At 49.7% G+C, this 14,069-nt stretch carries 14 protein-coding genes; 1 reads left to right on the forward strand and 13 read right to left on the reverse strand.

Annotated elements, in window-relative coordinates:
* Window positions 1-174: 174 nt before the first annotated feature.
* From ACFQ0N_RS11300 to ACFQ0N_RS11335, 8 genes are all read right to left on the reverse strand, one after another.
* Window positions 175-747 carry a hypothetical protein gene (locus ACFQ0N_RS11300; protein ID WP_379325932.1) on the reverse strand — a complete coding sequence of 191 codons (573 nt, stop codon included), beginning with the start codon at window positions 745-747 and terminating at the stop codon, window positions 175-177.
* A gap of 15 nt (window positions 748-762) precedes the next feature.
* Window positions 763-1,479 (reverse strand): FadR/GntR family transcriptional regulator, encoded by a 717-nt coding sequence (locus ACFQ0N_RS11305; RefSeq protein WP_379325934.1) that lies wholly within the window; start codon window positions 1,477-1,479, stop codon window positions 763-765.
* A gap of 231 nt (window positions 1,480-1,710) precedes the next feature.
* Window positions 1,711-2,679, reverse strand: coding sequence for an aldolase catalytic domain-containing protein (locus tag ACFQ0N_RS11310; RefSeq protein WP_379325936.1), 969 nt, complete (start codon window positions 2,677-2,679; stop codon window positions 1,711-1,713).
* A 125-nt stretch (window positions 2,680-2,804) separates the two neighbouring features.
* Window positions 2,805-3,215: an acyl-CoA thioesterase gene (locus ACFQ0N_RS11315; RefSeq protein ID WP_379325938.1), complete on the reverse strand. Its 411-nt coding sequence runs from the start codon at window positions 3,213-3,215 to the stop codon at window positions 2,805-2,807.
* A gap of 31 nt (window positions 3,216-3,246) precedes the next feature.
* On the reverse strand, window positions 3,247-4,632 hold the full coding sequence (gene fumC, locus ACFQ0N_RS11320; RefSeq protein WP_379325940.1) for a class II fumarate hydratase: 1,386 nt from the start codon (window positions 4,630-4,632) through the stop codon (window positions 3,247-3,249).
* A gap of 89 nt (window positions 4,633-4,721) precedes the next feature.
* Complete coding sequence (locus ACFQ0N_RS11325; RefSeq protein WP_379325942.1) at window positions 4,722-5,501, reverse strand: transglutaminase domain-containing protein; 780 nt, start codon at window positions 5,499-5,501, stop codon at window positions 4,722-4,724.
* Between the two features lie 249 nt (window positions 5,502-5,750).
* Window positions 5,751-5,921 carry a cold-inducible protein YdjO-related protein gene (locus tag ACFQ0N_RS11330; protein ID WP_379325945.1) on the reverse strand — a complete coding sequence of 57 codons (171 nt, stop codon included), beginning with the start codon at window positions 5,919-5,921 and terminating at the stop codon, window positions 5,751-5,753.
* Window positions 5,922-6,152: 231 nt separating this feature from the next.
* Window positions 6,153-6,341 carry a sporulation protein Cse60 gene (locus ACFQ0N_RS11335; protein WP_379325947.1) on the reverse strand — a complete coding sequence of 63 codons (189 nt, stop codon included), beginning with the start codon at window positions 6,339-6,341 and terminating at the stop codon, window positions 6,153-6,155.
* Between the two features lie 264 nt (window positions 6,342-6,605).
* Here ACFQ0N_RS11335 and ACFQ0N_RS11340 point away from each other — a divergent pair, with 264 nt between their 5' ends.
* Window positions 6,606-8,210, forward strand: coding sequence for a sensor domain-containing diguanylate cyclase (locus tag ACFQ0N_RS11340; RefSeq protein ID WP_379325949.1), 1,605 nt, complete (start codon window positions 6,606-6,608; stop codon window positions 8,208-8,210).
* 284 nt (window positions 8,211-8,494) lie between these two features.
* Here the strand turns inward: ACFQ0N_RS11340 and ACFQ0N_RS11345 are convergent, their stop codons facing one another.
* From ACFQ0N_RS11345 to ACFQ0N_RS11365, 5 genes are all read right to left on the reverse strand, one after another.
* Complete coding sequence (locus ACFQ0N_RS11345) at window positions 8,495-9,673, reverse strand: NAD(P)/FAD-dependent oxidoreductase (RefSeq protein ID WP_379325951.1); 1,179 nt, start codon at window positions 9,671-9,673, stop codon at window positions 8,495-8,497.
* Between the two features lie 45 nt (window positions 9,674-9,718).
* On the reverse strand, window positions 9,719-10,153 hold the full coding sequence (locus ACFQ0N_RS11350; RefSeq protein ID WP_379325953.1) for a DUF1641 domain-containing protein: 435 nt from the start codon (window positions 10,151-10,153) through the stop codon (window positions 9,719-9,721).
* Window positions 10,154-10,481: 328 nt separating this feature from the next.
* On the reverse strand, window positions 10,482-11,378 hold the full coding sequence (locus ACFQ0N_RS11355) for a carbohydrate ABC transporter permease (RefSeq protein WP_379325955.1): 897 nt from the start codon (window positions 11,376-11,378) through the stop codon (window positions 10,482-10,484).
* A 25-nt stretch (window positions 11,379-11,403) separates the two neighbouring features.
* Window positions 11,404-12,318 (reverse strand): ABC transporter permease, encoded by a 915-nt coding sequence (locus tag ACFQ0N_RS11360; RefSeq protein ID WP_379325957.1) that lies wholly within the window; start codon window positions 12,316-12,318, stop codon window positions 11,404-11,406.
* 13 nt (window positions 12,319-12,331) lie between these two features.
* Entirely contained in the window at window positions 12,332-14,020 is a 1,689-nt protein-coding gene (locus ACFQ0N_RS11365; RefSeq protein ID WP_379325959.1) for an extracellular solute-binding protein, read from the reverse strand.
* Window positions 14,021-14,069: the final 49 nt, after the last annotated feature.

A 14,069-nucleotide genomic window follows, 5' to 3' on the forward strand; every position in this document is an offset into this window, starting at 1 on the left:
CAAATAGGGGCTCACAGTTCCGTTACAATTTCAAATCGGTCGAATATTCGCTAATAGCGGCTGTGGCATCCGTTAGCATTCGTTCATCACGAACGAAGCGGACCCAAGCGGACCGTGGATCCGTTATCTGACGCTACCCATATCGCTCTCGCAGTTCGCTCTACAAAAGTCGAGTTATAAGTATACCCAATCGAGCGTGTAACGCAGCAGCGCGCGCATCTCGCACTGCTGCAGCCGTTCCAATACTAGAGCGGACTGCTCTGTCCCTTTACCACTCTCCTGCAGCTCAACCGCATCGACAAATGAGGCTGCATTCCATAACGAACCGCTCACTGCTTCACGAAGCCGCTTTCCGATTTCGCCCTCCGGCATGGAGGTTTGCGCCAGACAATCGCCAGCCGCCTTCTGCACTTCCAGCAGAGCTGGATGGCTGCCCGCTTGCCGAAACCAATACTTGGCATTCCAATAATCGCCTTCCATCCGGTGCATGATGCCATGCCAGTATGCGCCTGTACGATCATGCTCGATCTGCTGGGCAAAGGCATGCGAGCGATCGAGACTGTCGTTGCACAAATGCAAAGCGGCCCGCAGGGCAAGCGCCGCTGTACGGTTTTTGTCAGGCAGCCGTATGTCGGCAATCTCGTTATCAAGCTCCTCATCCCAAACAGATTGCGGCAGCAGCTGCTGTATCGGTTCTCGTGCTTCGAGCTTCGTTATAATGCGTTGCAATTGATCATCCACCTGCATTCACTCCCCTCCTGTTTACGAACTGGCTAAGTAATCGCGGAGCACCTGTTCAACATGGGTCAGATGAGCGCGTACTGCAGCTTCCGCTCCGGCTGCATCGCGCCGGCTGACCGCCTCAAATATTGCCTGATGCTCCTCCAGCAGCCGGACAGACATCTTCTTATGCCCGTACAGCTGAAGGCGCCTCGCTTCCCGAATGGCTGCCTCCATCTGCGAGGAAATCGTATCAAGCAGACGCACCATAATCGAATTATGCGTCGCCTTGGCCAGCAAATGATGAAATTCAATATCCGAGCTTTCGCCAAAGGCTTCGTCGCCGATCCGCTCAGCCATGACGTCCAGCAGCGCCGCAAAGGCATCCAGATCCTCGTCCGTGCGCCTTACGGCCGCAATCGCCGCATTTGCCGCTTCTAGCGCTATGCGCGCCTCCATAAGCTCAAATATCGTCTCTTTGCTAAGCAGCAGGGAATCAAAGCTTGGCATTTGAATGGCTGACGGCTCCACCGCCCGTACAAAGCAGCCTTCGCCATGGCGGATTTCGATCAGCCCCATCGCTTTCAAGGCGCTTAACGCCTCCCTCATCGTCGATCTGCCCACTTTAAACTGCTCGGACAATTCCTTCGTGGAAGGCAGCTTGTCGCCGCTCTTCCAGCCTCCGTCCAAAATATGCTGCTTCAGCTGCTCGGCGATCTGCTCATATATTTTTAGTGTTGAAATTTTTGCATATGTCATTCGTTTCCACCCCAGCAAGATCAATTGAGAAAAACTTGTATCGAAGTCCTTCGAGGATGAGCGACCGCGTTTAAAGGTAGTTTTTATCGCCAATAAGAATTTGTTTTTCCGCGCAGCCTGGAAACTTATAAATTCTTATGTGGTTGCAAAAAGGCTGCCCCGCTGAGCGGCCTTCTTCGGCAATGCTCGGTCGGGACAGCCCCATTGATCAGTTATCCGTGCGCCATGGTGCTACTTGCTGTGCAGCACTTCCGGCGTCGTCAATTTATCATAGAAGTCAACGGCTTTGTCCTTATCCGCAGTACCGCGGATCGCCATCGCCGAACGTGGATGCTCGTCCAGCATTCCTGTAATCATATACGGAATAATATAGCCCCATTCTTCCTTCTCGCGAAGCGGAATCATATATTTCTCGATCATATCGAGCATTGGACGAACGTTGTACTTGGTGTTCTTCAGGTGAGCTACCAGCAATTCTGTCGGGCAGTTGCCTGCCGCGCGCCCCATGCCGTATACGGATGCGTCCAGCAGCTCGACGCCCTTTTGCGCCGAAATGAGCGTATTGGCAAAGGCAAGCTGCATATTGTTGTGCGTATGGACGCCAAGCCGCTTGTTCGGCAGATGCTTCTGGAACTTCTCGACCAAATAGTTGAAGTCGTTTGGATCAAGGCTGCCGTAGGAGTCTACGATATATACAACGTCAACGACACTGTCGTTGATCAGCTCGAAAGCTTCAAGCAGCTGGTTTTCCATCACGTTGGACAGCGCCATAATGTTCAATGTCGTTTCATAGCCGCGCTCATGGAACAGCTTCACTAATTCGAGCGCCTTTTCGACGTCTTGAATATAGCAGGCTACGCGAATCAGGTCGAGCAGGCTTTGCTCGCGCGGCAGAATGTCATTCTCGTCTACGCGTCCGATATCAACGAGGGCGGACAGTTTCGTGTTCAGCTTTTGCGGGATAACTTCACGGAGGAAGTCATCGTCGAGGAAGCGCCATGGGCCTGCAGATTCCGCGCCCTTCAATAACTTGGGCGAGTTTTTGTAGCCGATCTCCATATAGTCCACGCCGGCTTCGTTCAGGCTGTTATACAAATGCTGAACAAAGTCGACGCTAAAGTCCCAGTTATTAACGAGGCCGCCGTCACGGATTGTACAATCTACAATTTTGCAATGAGTCGTTTTCGGTTTCGAATTCATTGGAATGAAAGCTCCTTCTTCTGCTAATAAAAAACAATCTTCTCATTATCATACTTGAAATAGACAGCGAACGCAAAACATTATTGCCAAACTGCGACAGCAAACGACGAGCGGCCGGCAAGCCGCTAATCGTTATGCGGAAACAGCTTGCGCAGCTGTTCAGGAATGGGAGTGCTTTTGCGGGCTGCCGCATCCATCGTCACAGATGTCACCGCCGCATCGATGCAGCGCGCGCCCGCCTCATTAACGATCTCCTGCTGCAGCACATAGCTGCTGTTGCCCGCCCGCTCTGCCCTTGTGCGGATGAACAGCCGCTCCCCCTGACGGCATTCCTTGCGATAGTTAATATTAATATTGACGGTAACGGTCTGGATTCCCATTTGCAAAAACACATCATAGTGAAAACCGGCCTGCTCGTACCAGTCCTCTCTTCCCCACTCCAAATATTCCAAATATTTGGCGTTATTCACATGGCCGTTCACATCAATCTCCGTAGAACGTACAACAATTTCAATCTCTGATTTGACAGCAGACATTCTCCATCCCCCTAGCAGCTCGATACTCCAATTACGCTTGCGGCTGTATCATTTGCCCGGCGCGCACGACCTCATCAAATTTTTCCGCTGTAATAAGCTTACTGTGGATGGCCGCCTCCCGCAATGTCAGCCCTTCCTTGTGCGCCAGCTTGGCGATCGCCGCGGCATTCTCATAACCGATATGAGGATTGAGCGCCGTGACGAGCATGAGCGATTGCCGGACATAACGGTCTATCGCTTCGGAATTGGCTTCAATGCCTGTCGCGCAATGCTCATCAAAAGATTTGATCGCGTCCGATAACAAACGCACAGATTGCAAAAAGTTGTAGATAATAACCGGCTTGAACACATTCAGCTCAAAATTGCCCTGGCTGGCCGCAAAGCCGATCGCCGCATCGTTGCCCATTACCTGGCAGACTACCATCGTTAGCGCCTCGCTTTGTGTCGGATTCACCTTCCCCGGCATAATCGAGCTTCCAGGCTCATTTTCCGGAATGCGAAGCTCCCCCAGTCCGCATCGCGGGCCGCTGGCCAGCCAGCGGACATCGTTGGCGATTTTCATCAGGTCCGCTGCCAGCGCCTTCATCGCGCCGTGGACAAATACAAGCTCATCATGACTTGTCAGCGCATGAAATTTATTCGGCGCACTTATGAAGGCTTTCCCTGTCAGGCGGCTAATTTCCGCAGCGGCAAGCTCGCCGAACCGGGGATGCGTGTTCAATCCTGTGCCCACTGCCGTGCCTCCGATGGCCAGCTCTCGCAGTTCTTCGCTGCTTCGCGCAATATTCCGCTCCCCCTTCTCAAGCATGCGCACCCACCCGCTTATTTCCTGACCGAGTGTCAGCGGCGTAGCATCCTGCAAATGCGTGCGGCCTATTTTGATCAGCCCGTCATACTGTTCACTTTTCCTCATCAACGTATTTTTCAGCTGTTTTACGGCCGGCAGCAGCTCGTCCTCAATCGCTACTAATGCCGCAATATGCATGGCCGTCGGAAATGTATCATTGGAGCTTTGGGAGCGGTTAACATCGTCATTCGGGTGAATCTTCAGCTCTTTATTGGCCAGCAGTTGACCCGCCCGCCGCGCCAATACCTCATTCACATTCATATTCGTCTGTGTGCCGCTGCCAGTCTGCCATATTGCCAGCGGGAACTCTTCATTCCACTGGCCTGCCAGCACCTCGTCAGCCGCAGCCGCGACTGCTCTTGCCTTGCCGCTGTCGATGCGCCCCAGCTGCTCATTGGCAAGGACCGCCGCCTTTTTCAGCCAGGCAAAGGCACGAATAAGCTCAAACGGCATCTTCTCAATCCCTATTTTGAAATTGTGCAGACTTCTCTGCGTTTGCGCCCCCCAAAGTCGGTCAGACGGTACAGTAATTTCTCCCATCGAATCGCGTTCAATACGTACATCGCTCACTATGCTTCAGCTCCCCGAATAGAATAGAATAAAATCAGCCAAGCTTGGGCGGTATGCCCGGCTTGGCTTATGATTTGTGATTGTATTGTTTATTTTGCCGCTGGATATGACTTGGTCCACGTATGATCCTTTTTCATCTGCTGATCATTCTTCAAAAAATAGGTGTAGCTTACTTTGCCCGGCTTGTCCGGAGTTGGATCGTCCCAAGTCGCATCTACATGATACCAGCGGTCATCGAGCTTCACCAAATTCCATACATGGCTCCCGGTATCGACTTCTCCTTCAATAATCCGGTTTTCTATACCGCTCTTTTCAAGCATCCGGTAGACGAGCAGGGAATAGCCCTGGCACACTGCCGTGCCCTCCGTCAACGCCTCATAAGCTGTATATCTGGACAATGAAGCATCGTAGGCCAAATTCCGCACAACCCAGTCATGGATTGCTTTCACCTTCTCTTTATCGCTCATCTTCTTGGTTACGATCTTCGGGAGCAGCCGATCGATCATCTGCTCGACCTTGGCGGTCTGCTGAGCCGATTCGCGATAGGTAACGTTCACTTTAATTTTGGCCGAAGCGCCCCAAGTACGTACCGTGTAAAAATATGAATCTACAATGTAAGCTATGTAGTCATTATCGGCAATCGCTTCCTTAAGGACATCGGCAATTTTTTCAGACAGTTCAGTTTTATTCCCGTCATAGTCGACTTGGATTTCTGGTATTTGCTTCTGTAATTGCGAGACAACCTTTTGTTTTAGCGCTTGCAGGGATGACATTTCGGATGGAGCCACTTGCGGATTGCCTAATTGCGAACCGGTCCCAAAAATCAGCAATACTGCTGACAAGACTAAACTTGAAAGCAATTTATACATGTTCAGCCTCCCTTACGCTTATTTTAGGCATATTATACCGTAAAAAAACATTTTGAATAAAGAAGGAATTATTTTCTTATATCAAGAAGAAACGGCTTACGCCGTCCTTGGCGCGAGGCAAGTTTCTTCCCTTAGAAATATAAGCTGTGTATAAGGTGAAACTTATACTTTCTTATATTTTAAAAAAAGCCATCTGAAGTTGACTTCAAGATGACTTAATAGGTCGCAGAAAATAAAGTCCGCGGCCCGCTATTTGAAAAAAAGCGGGCGGCTGACCCGGCCGGCCATTTTGCTTGATAGTATCATCGTCTTGTTGCATACGGGGCATTTGGGCTTGCGCCTTGTCAGCTTGTCTTGGGAAATCCAAATAAAGCATGACTTTCCGGAGCACTCCCAAACTTTTTCATTCAGCTTAAGCATCTGCAATCACTTAAACATGTAATAAAACGCGTAGCATATTGCGATGATTACAATTCCGGCCGTGGATAATGCGGAGACAAACATAAAAAATCTTCTATATCTGCTTTCAATTCTGTCCTGGTTGCTGTTGTTTCCTGCTGAACCCGGTTCATGCAAAGGAGGAGGCTTGGGCGCCGTCAACGGAATCGATCCCCTTTCCATTCACAATCTCCCCATTCAGTTATTATTGAGTTATTGCTTCGTGCGATAGATGACAAGGATGGAACTGCGCTGCTGTGCCGTACCGGTATGAGATGGTTTAAGAACGGAACCGTAACGGATATCGATGAATTGATTCTCATCCAGCGTCGCCAAAAATTGATTTGCCTTGTTTTCTGCATAAGAATTATCAGTGTCTACAAATTCTTTTACCTGAATCATCGCATTACCTCCTGAGGCTCTTTCATCCCAAAGGATGTGGCATTAAATGTAAAATATATTCAAAATAGAGGAAGGCACCCCGCCAAAGATGCGGAATGCCTCAAGTCACCCTAATATAACATTAAAGGCAAAGGACGTCAAACCCGGCAAAAGACTTGGCGAAACAAGTCTTTTGCCGGCTAATTTTTAGAGGAAACAGCGGCATTTTGTCGAATTAAAATGATGAACATCAGCGGAATTTATCGGAAACAGAAAGGGATTGTCATGGCACGTACCCGATCATTGTCAAAAGAAAATAAAAAAATCAGTCTAATTATTTTGCTTCCATTATTAATATCGCTCTCCATTGTGCTAACTGCCATTACGTTAATTGTCGTCTCTTACCGTACTGAGAAAGACTCCCTCTTTCAGACGACGCTGGAGCTCAACTACGACAGCGCTGCGAAGATGAGTCAGACGATTACCACTTTGTTCAAGTCGATGAGGCAAAATTTGCAATCGACCGCATCTTACGTATCGAAGCATTATGAGAACAGCCAAATCGATCTTCAAGCTGAGCTGGATCAAATCCACAACAGCAGCAATTACTTCAATTCCTTGTTTTGGGCTGATGAGACGGGGCTGATTCGACATGTCTCGCCAAGTTCGGTGGGGATTGCCGGGAAGCCGCTGTCGACAAAAGCCGGCCAAGCCGCCTTCACTTCGCGCAAGCCTTACTTATCGCCGCCTTATATCGGTTCAACCAACCGCTTGATTGTCCTCATGTCCTATCCTGTATTCGATCAAAACGGCCGCTATCGCGGGATGATCGGCGGGACGATCTATTTGCAGGAGCCGAATATTATCAATGATATTTTCGGTTCCAGCAGTACGAACGAAACGGGATCCTATTTTTATATCGTCGGTCCTGAAGGAAACCTGATCTACCATCCGGACACAGCAAGACTCGGGGAGAATGTGAGCGGTAATCCGATTGTTCAACGGCTGAGCCGCGGAGAAAGCGGGAAAGATCAGGTTGTTAACAGCCGCGGTACTGCTAATTTGGCCGGCTACTCTTCGGTCGCAGACAACGACTGGGGAGTTGTTATGCAAACACCAGAGGATGCCATCTATGAACAGCTGGACAAGCTCGTTAAGGATCAGCTGCTCAATATGATGCTGCCTGTGATTATAATGATGGCCTGCGCGATCTGGATTGCCATCAAACTTGCCCGGCCGTTCGTCGGATTATCCAGCCTCGCAGTCCGGCTTTCTGAAGGAGAGACGGTGGCAAAAACAGAGTTTCTTCCCCACTGGAATAAGGAAGCACACCGGCTGAGCCGTGCCATGAGCCTGGCGGTAGAAGCCAACGAGCGGCAAGCGGCGATGCTGGCCAAGGATGCCGCCACCGACCAATTGACCGGGCTCTTCAATCGGCGCGCAATGGAAGAGGCGACCGGGCAATGGATAGCGGCAGCGCTGCCCTATGCGATTATCGTCGTTGATATCGATCGCTTCAAAAGCGTAAACGACACATACGGCCATCATGTCGGCGACGAGGTGCTGAAGCATTTGGCCGCTATTATGCTGCAGGCAGCGCGACCCAGCGATATTTGCTGCCGATTCGGCGGGGAGGAATTTGTCATCCTGCTTCCCCATACAGACCAGTCAGGGGCACTGGAAATTGCCGAACGGCTTCGCACGGCGATGGAAACAACGTTAAGTCCTACAGGTAAGCCTGTAACGGTATCGCTGGGCATTGCCCAATATCCGCTGCAGGCGCAAACCGCAGAACAGCTCTTCCAATGCGCCGATGCGGCGCTGTATAAAGCGAAGCGTGACGGCCGGAACCGCGCCGTTGTTGCGGAGGCTTCCGCCGTCCCAATGTAGGCCGGACAGCTGTTTCTATTTCATCTAGACGGAAGCCACAGACGTTATTTCGCCAAAAACCCCTCTTTTTGAAATCTAACGGAAATGGGCGATCTTAATTCGACGTTTTCTTGCGAAATCGGGCTCATCATCGTCAAATAGCGGCGCACAGTTCCGTTACAATTTCAGATTCGTCGATTTTCCGAAAATAGCGCCCGTGAGATCCGTTAGCGTTCGTACATGTGCCAGGAGGCTGAAATATCCAAAAAAGCGCCGATCGCAAGGATCGGCGCTTTTCAAACTTATTAGTAGGCCAGTGTAAACAGACCGTTAATATGCGACAAGTAACGGGCATTACTTGCTTTTTTCATCAAGGAAGCAGGCGTGCCTTTCAGCTCAATGCCGGTCTCGCCGATAGCGCCGATGCCGTCTTTGCGGCCGAGGCTTGCCAGTGTACCCGAGAATACTGGCGAGAAGCTTTCCATTTTGTTGCCTTTGTAGGAGGCAGCGATGTTCGCGCCAACCAGCTCGCCCATTTGCCAAGCCAATTGGGCAGTTGGAGGATACGGACGGCCTTCAGGACCAAATACCACTGCGCAGTCGCCTGCCAGGAATACGTCAGGGTGCGATACGGATTGCAGCCCTTCAGTAACTGTGGCGCGGCCGCGGTTAACTTCGATACCGCAGTTGGCAACAAGGGAGTTGCCTTGAACGCCGCCAGTCCAAACGAGTGTATTGGTTTCGATTGTTCTGCCGTCTTTGAGTGTTACAACGTTGCCGTTCACTTCTGTAATCGGCAGGGCCGTCAGGAACTCAACGCCGCGTGCTTCCAGGCTGGAAGTAGCGCGCGCAATCAGATCAGCAGAGAAGATCGGCAGAATCGATGGCATCGCTTCTACCAGCTTCAGCTGGATGTCTTCGAAGTCAACGCCATTTTGGCGGCAAATAGCCGGCAGCTCGTCTGCCAATTCGCCAACAAGCTCAACACCTGTCAAACCGCCGCCACCGATTACAATCGTAGCATCAGCAGCATCTTTAGTTTGGCTGTATTGACGTACACGCTCTTTAACATGTGCAAAGATACGATTTGCGTCATTCACAGATTTCAGCACGAAGCTGTTCTCTTGCAGGCCAGGGATACCGAAGAAGTTCGTTTCGCTGCCCAGTGCCAGCACAAGGGTATCATAGTCGAAAGAGTAGCCGCTCTCAACGACAACCTTCTTTGCTTCAAGATCAATTTTGTGTACAGTTTCAACTTGTACGTTGATCTCTTTGTTTTTGAACAGCTTTTGCAGCGGCAGCGCTACAGCTTTCTCGGCTACGTTGCCGGCAGCAAGACGGTGCAGCTCAGTAATGATTTGGTGCGTGTCGAAACGGTTGATCAAAGTAATTGTAGCTTCTTCAGGAGTCAGGTGGGCACGAGCAGACAGTGCAGTCAGCAAGCCGCCGTAGCCGCCGCCCAGGATCAAAATTTGTTTACTCACGGTTATCCTCCATTCATTATGTTCAGCTGAAAAATGGCTTTATAATTAGTCTTGCTTTTTTCGCTCGCCCAAAATGTCGAGATACGCTTGTCCGAAGCGCAGCACTTTTTGCAATTCAGGGTCTTTCAGCAAACGAAGCATACCAAACAGACCGATTTGCGCGTCGCTTTGATCAGCACGGTCATTGGCTTCAATCGCGGCAGAGGCATAACCTTTCACTTTTTCTTCAATTGGCTTCCAAACCTCTTGGAAGCCGCTGACCGTATCTTGAATCAGGACGCGGTCGGAAGCAACCCGGTTTGCCAAATCATAAACTTTAGTCATAAGTGCCATCATCTCGGAAAGCTTCGGCAGTTGTTCAACAAGAACTTGCAATGCTTCCTGTACTTCCGGCTTCAGCAGCTGATCCAGCACATCCGGCTTGGCAACCGCTTGAACAGAAGTTTCTTGTTCTGCATTTTGAACAGTCGTCTCTTGCATCTTCACGTATCTCCTTTGTTCATAAAAGTTGTTACAGGACTTTCATAAAGACTAAGCTTATTATTTCACAATTTGCGCGCATTAGTAGTGAAAATAATCACAAAGAAGCTCGCATACTGCAAAAACTTTTTTCCTGTAAACTTCGGCTTTACATATGCCTCTATTATACACCCAATGGGAGCCTTTTTGGCAACAATGTTTTATGAAAGTTTAGGCATTATGAACGAATAACGGACAACTGCCGTCAGGAAGCTGCCCGTTATTCATAAAATGCCTGTCGAATGCTGTCATTTTAGCTGCCATAAAGCAGTATCGAAGGAGCAGCAAGCTAGCCCTTCACACTTCCAAGCACGATCCCCTTCATAAAATACTTCTGCAAAAAAGGGTACAGCGCTAGAACAGGAAGCGCAGCCAAAAAAATTTGCGACGCCTTTGTCGTCCGATCGGATATTTCTGCCAGCGCCTTCATGTCCTCAGCAGTCAAATTTCCGGCTTCTGTAAACATCTCCGTACTAACAACCAATGTCTGCAAATAGGTTTGCAGCGGATAGTTCGATGGCGAGTTCATATAGATCAATCCGTCGAACCAGGAATTCCACTGTCCTACACAAGTGAACAGCAAAATAGTAGCAAGCGCCGGCATAGAAACAGGCACCATTATCTTCCATAAAACTTGCCAATGGGTACAGCCATCTACAAAGGCCGCTTCCTGAATCTCTTTAGGCGTGCCGCGAAAAAAATTGAGGAGCAAAACAATATTGAAGACGGCAACCGCACCCGGCAGGACGAGCGCCCATACCGTATCGAGCAGATGATAGTTGCGAATGACCATATAAGTCGGAATCAATCCACCGCTGAATAAAATGGTCACAAAGAAAAACCATACATAGATCGTGCGCAGCGGAAACTCACTACGTTCCTTGGAAAGCGGGTAAGCCGACATCACTACAATAGCCAGACTAATGACCGTTCCCAGCACGACCCGTTCGATCGATACGAATAATGAAGTTAAAAATTCCGGTTTGGCCAGTGCATACTTGTAAGAGCTAAGCGTGAATTCAACCGGCCAAAGCTTCACAGCACCAGCACTCGCCGCTGCACTCGAGCTGAAAGAAATCGCCAAAATATTTACAAGTGGAAGCAGGCATACAATCGCCAAGCCGATAAGAAAGATATTATTGGCTGCCAAAAACAATTTTCGCCCGCGCGAGTCGTTGAAGCCCATAATCTGGATTCGCCCCTTTCTTTCATCAGAATATCCGGTATCCGGCCAGTCGATAAGCCAGCCAATAGGACACGCTGACAAATAATAAGGAAACGACGGATTTGAACAAACCGACTGCCGTTGCGACCGCATATTGGGCATCTACTAGTCCGAGCCTATAGACGAAAGTATCCAAAATATCGCCTGTCCGGAAGACTAGCGGGTTGTATAAATTGAACACCTGATCGAAGCCGGCATTCAGCACACCGCCCAGCCCGAGTGTAGCCAGCAATACGATGATCGGCAGCATGCCGGGCAGCGTAACGTGAAAGGTCTGTTTCCACCTGCCTGCTCCATCCATGATCGCGGCTTCATAAAGCGTTGGATTAATGCTCGTCAAAGCAGCCAGATAAACAATTGTCCCAAAGCCAAATTCCTTCCAAACATCGGTCGCTACAAGCACATAAGGAAAAGCGGTTTCGTTGCCCAGGAAGAAGACGGGCTTCATGCCGAACCAGGACAACACCTCATTGACCATCCCGTGCGAAGGTGACAAAATATCAATCAATATGCCGCCCAGAATGACCCAGGACAAAAAATGCGGCAAATAGATCAAGGTTTGCACTGATCTTTTTATGCTTGAACGCCTTACCTCATTTAATAGAAGCGCTGTAATGATCGGTGCGATTTGACCGAATATCATTTTCAGCAAAGCGATGTAAATGGTATTCCATAAAATTTGTCCAATGCCGGGAATGCCCAGCATGAATTCGAAATTCTCCCAGCCAACCCATTTGGAGCTGAAAAAGCCTTTGGCTGGAATGAAGTTTTGAAAGGCAATAACGATCCCCGCCATCGGGATATAGTGAAACAGCACCAGCATGACGACTCCGGGCAAAAGCATCAGGTGCAGCGGACCATACTTGCGCCAATGCCGGCTTTTGTTCGCTATCGCTTGCATCGTCATCCGCTCCTTACTGTTTCGCTTTGTACCATTCATTCACTTCGGCCGTAATATCTTCGCCGCCAAACTTGTTCCAATCGGCTACAAACTGGTCAAAGGCGCTAATATCGCTTTGGCCCATAATAATTTTGGTGAACACTTCCTGCTTCATCTTGTCGAGCGTGCTTTTCTTCGCCGCCATCGTCGGTGTGCTCGGTCCGGAATATTGGTCAACCAAATAGAGATCGTTCTTGACATAGTCGCTTACGACGTTCATACCGCCGCCCGGTCCGGCCCATTTATAGGACGACCATGCCAGCCCTTCTTCATTGCTATCGGCAAATTTGCCGGAAAGCCATTTCTGATATAAATCATAATGGTGCTTGACATCGGCAATCGGATTTTCTACATAATGTCCGGCGTCGACGGACGCCTGCACGCCGCGGTGGATATTGATCAGCTCCAGCGGATCGCTAATAATGACCGCCGCAAAAGCTGACACATTAATCTCATTATTTTCGCCGCCATACCAGTACTCCTCCAGACGGCCTTGCGGGCCGTACTGTTTCTCTACTGCGAAATTCATTAATTTCACTAATGCTTCTGGATGCTCGAAGCCTTTGCGCACGACATAGTAGGTGTTGACGGGGACGTTGCCGGAGGTGCTGGCCGGTTTATCGTCAAACGAGATCAGCGAGTAAGGCTTCCAGTCCGATTTCTCCTTCTTGTAATGATCCGTCAGCGGCCACCACACCGCCCCTTCACCGGAATAAAACATGCCAGCCTTATTGCCAGCGATCAGTTCATAGGACTTGGGGCGATCTTTGACGGCAAATTCCGGATCGATCAAGCCGGCTTTAAACAGATCTTGCAGCTGCTTTAGCGCAGTTTTTACTTCCGGCTGCACATCGCCGTATACCAATTGCCCCGAATCATCCTTTAGCCAGCGTCCGGGATAAGCATGATAGCTTTCAAACAAGCCCATCAACGAGCTTAAATCTTTATAGACGCCGCCGAGCCCTGTCGTATCCTTCTTGCCGTTGCCATCAGGGTCCTGATTGGCGAAAGCGTCTGCAATTGCAATGATGTCTTCCATCGTCTTCGGCTCCGGCAAATTGAGCTTTTTCAGCCAGTCTTGACGAATCCAGAGCATTTGAGCTGTTGTTCCGGTGAAAGTGACACCTGGCAAAGCAAGCAGCTTGCCTTCGAACTGTGAAGCCTTCATGCCATTGCCGCCATCATTGACGATCACTTCTTTCGTTTTGGCGGAGGCATATTTCTCGAACACCTCTGTCAAATCTTCCACCATATCGGCATCCACAAGCCGCTTTAGCTCATTTGCGTTTACGGCAATGATGTCAGGAATATCGCCTGAGGCAATGGTGACGTTCATTTTTTGCTCCCATTGCGTTTGCGGAACGCTCCAATTGTTAATAAGCTTAATGCCTAGCTGTGACTCATAATCGCGATACCATTTGTTATTATCGATACTGTCGCCCTTCTCAAATTTGAGTGAAGGCGCCAGCGCGCGGACAGTCGTAACTTTAATCGGCGGGTCGTATTTGCCCATCGGATCAGGCGATTCACTCGTATTTTTATCTTTGTTCCCCGCCACGCCCTCTACCGCTTTCCCGCCGCTATCACTGCCGCTGCAGGCTGATAAAACAAGCATAAGCGCGGCTATCCCCATTGCAAGCCCCTGTCTCGTTGCTCTCCGCATTTTGTTCCCCCTCTTTATTTTCTTGTACAAAGTATAAACCTGCGGGGAA

Origin of the sequence: Paenibacillus sp. GCM10027626, assembly GCF_042676285.1 — a bacterium.
In the GTDB taxonomy this organism is placed as follows: Bacteria; Bacillota; Bacilli; order Paenibacillales; family Paenibacillaceae; genus Paenibacillus_Z.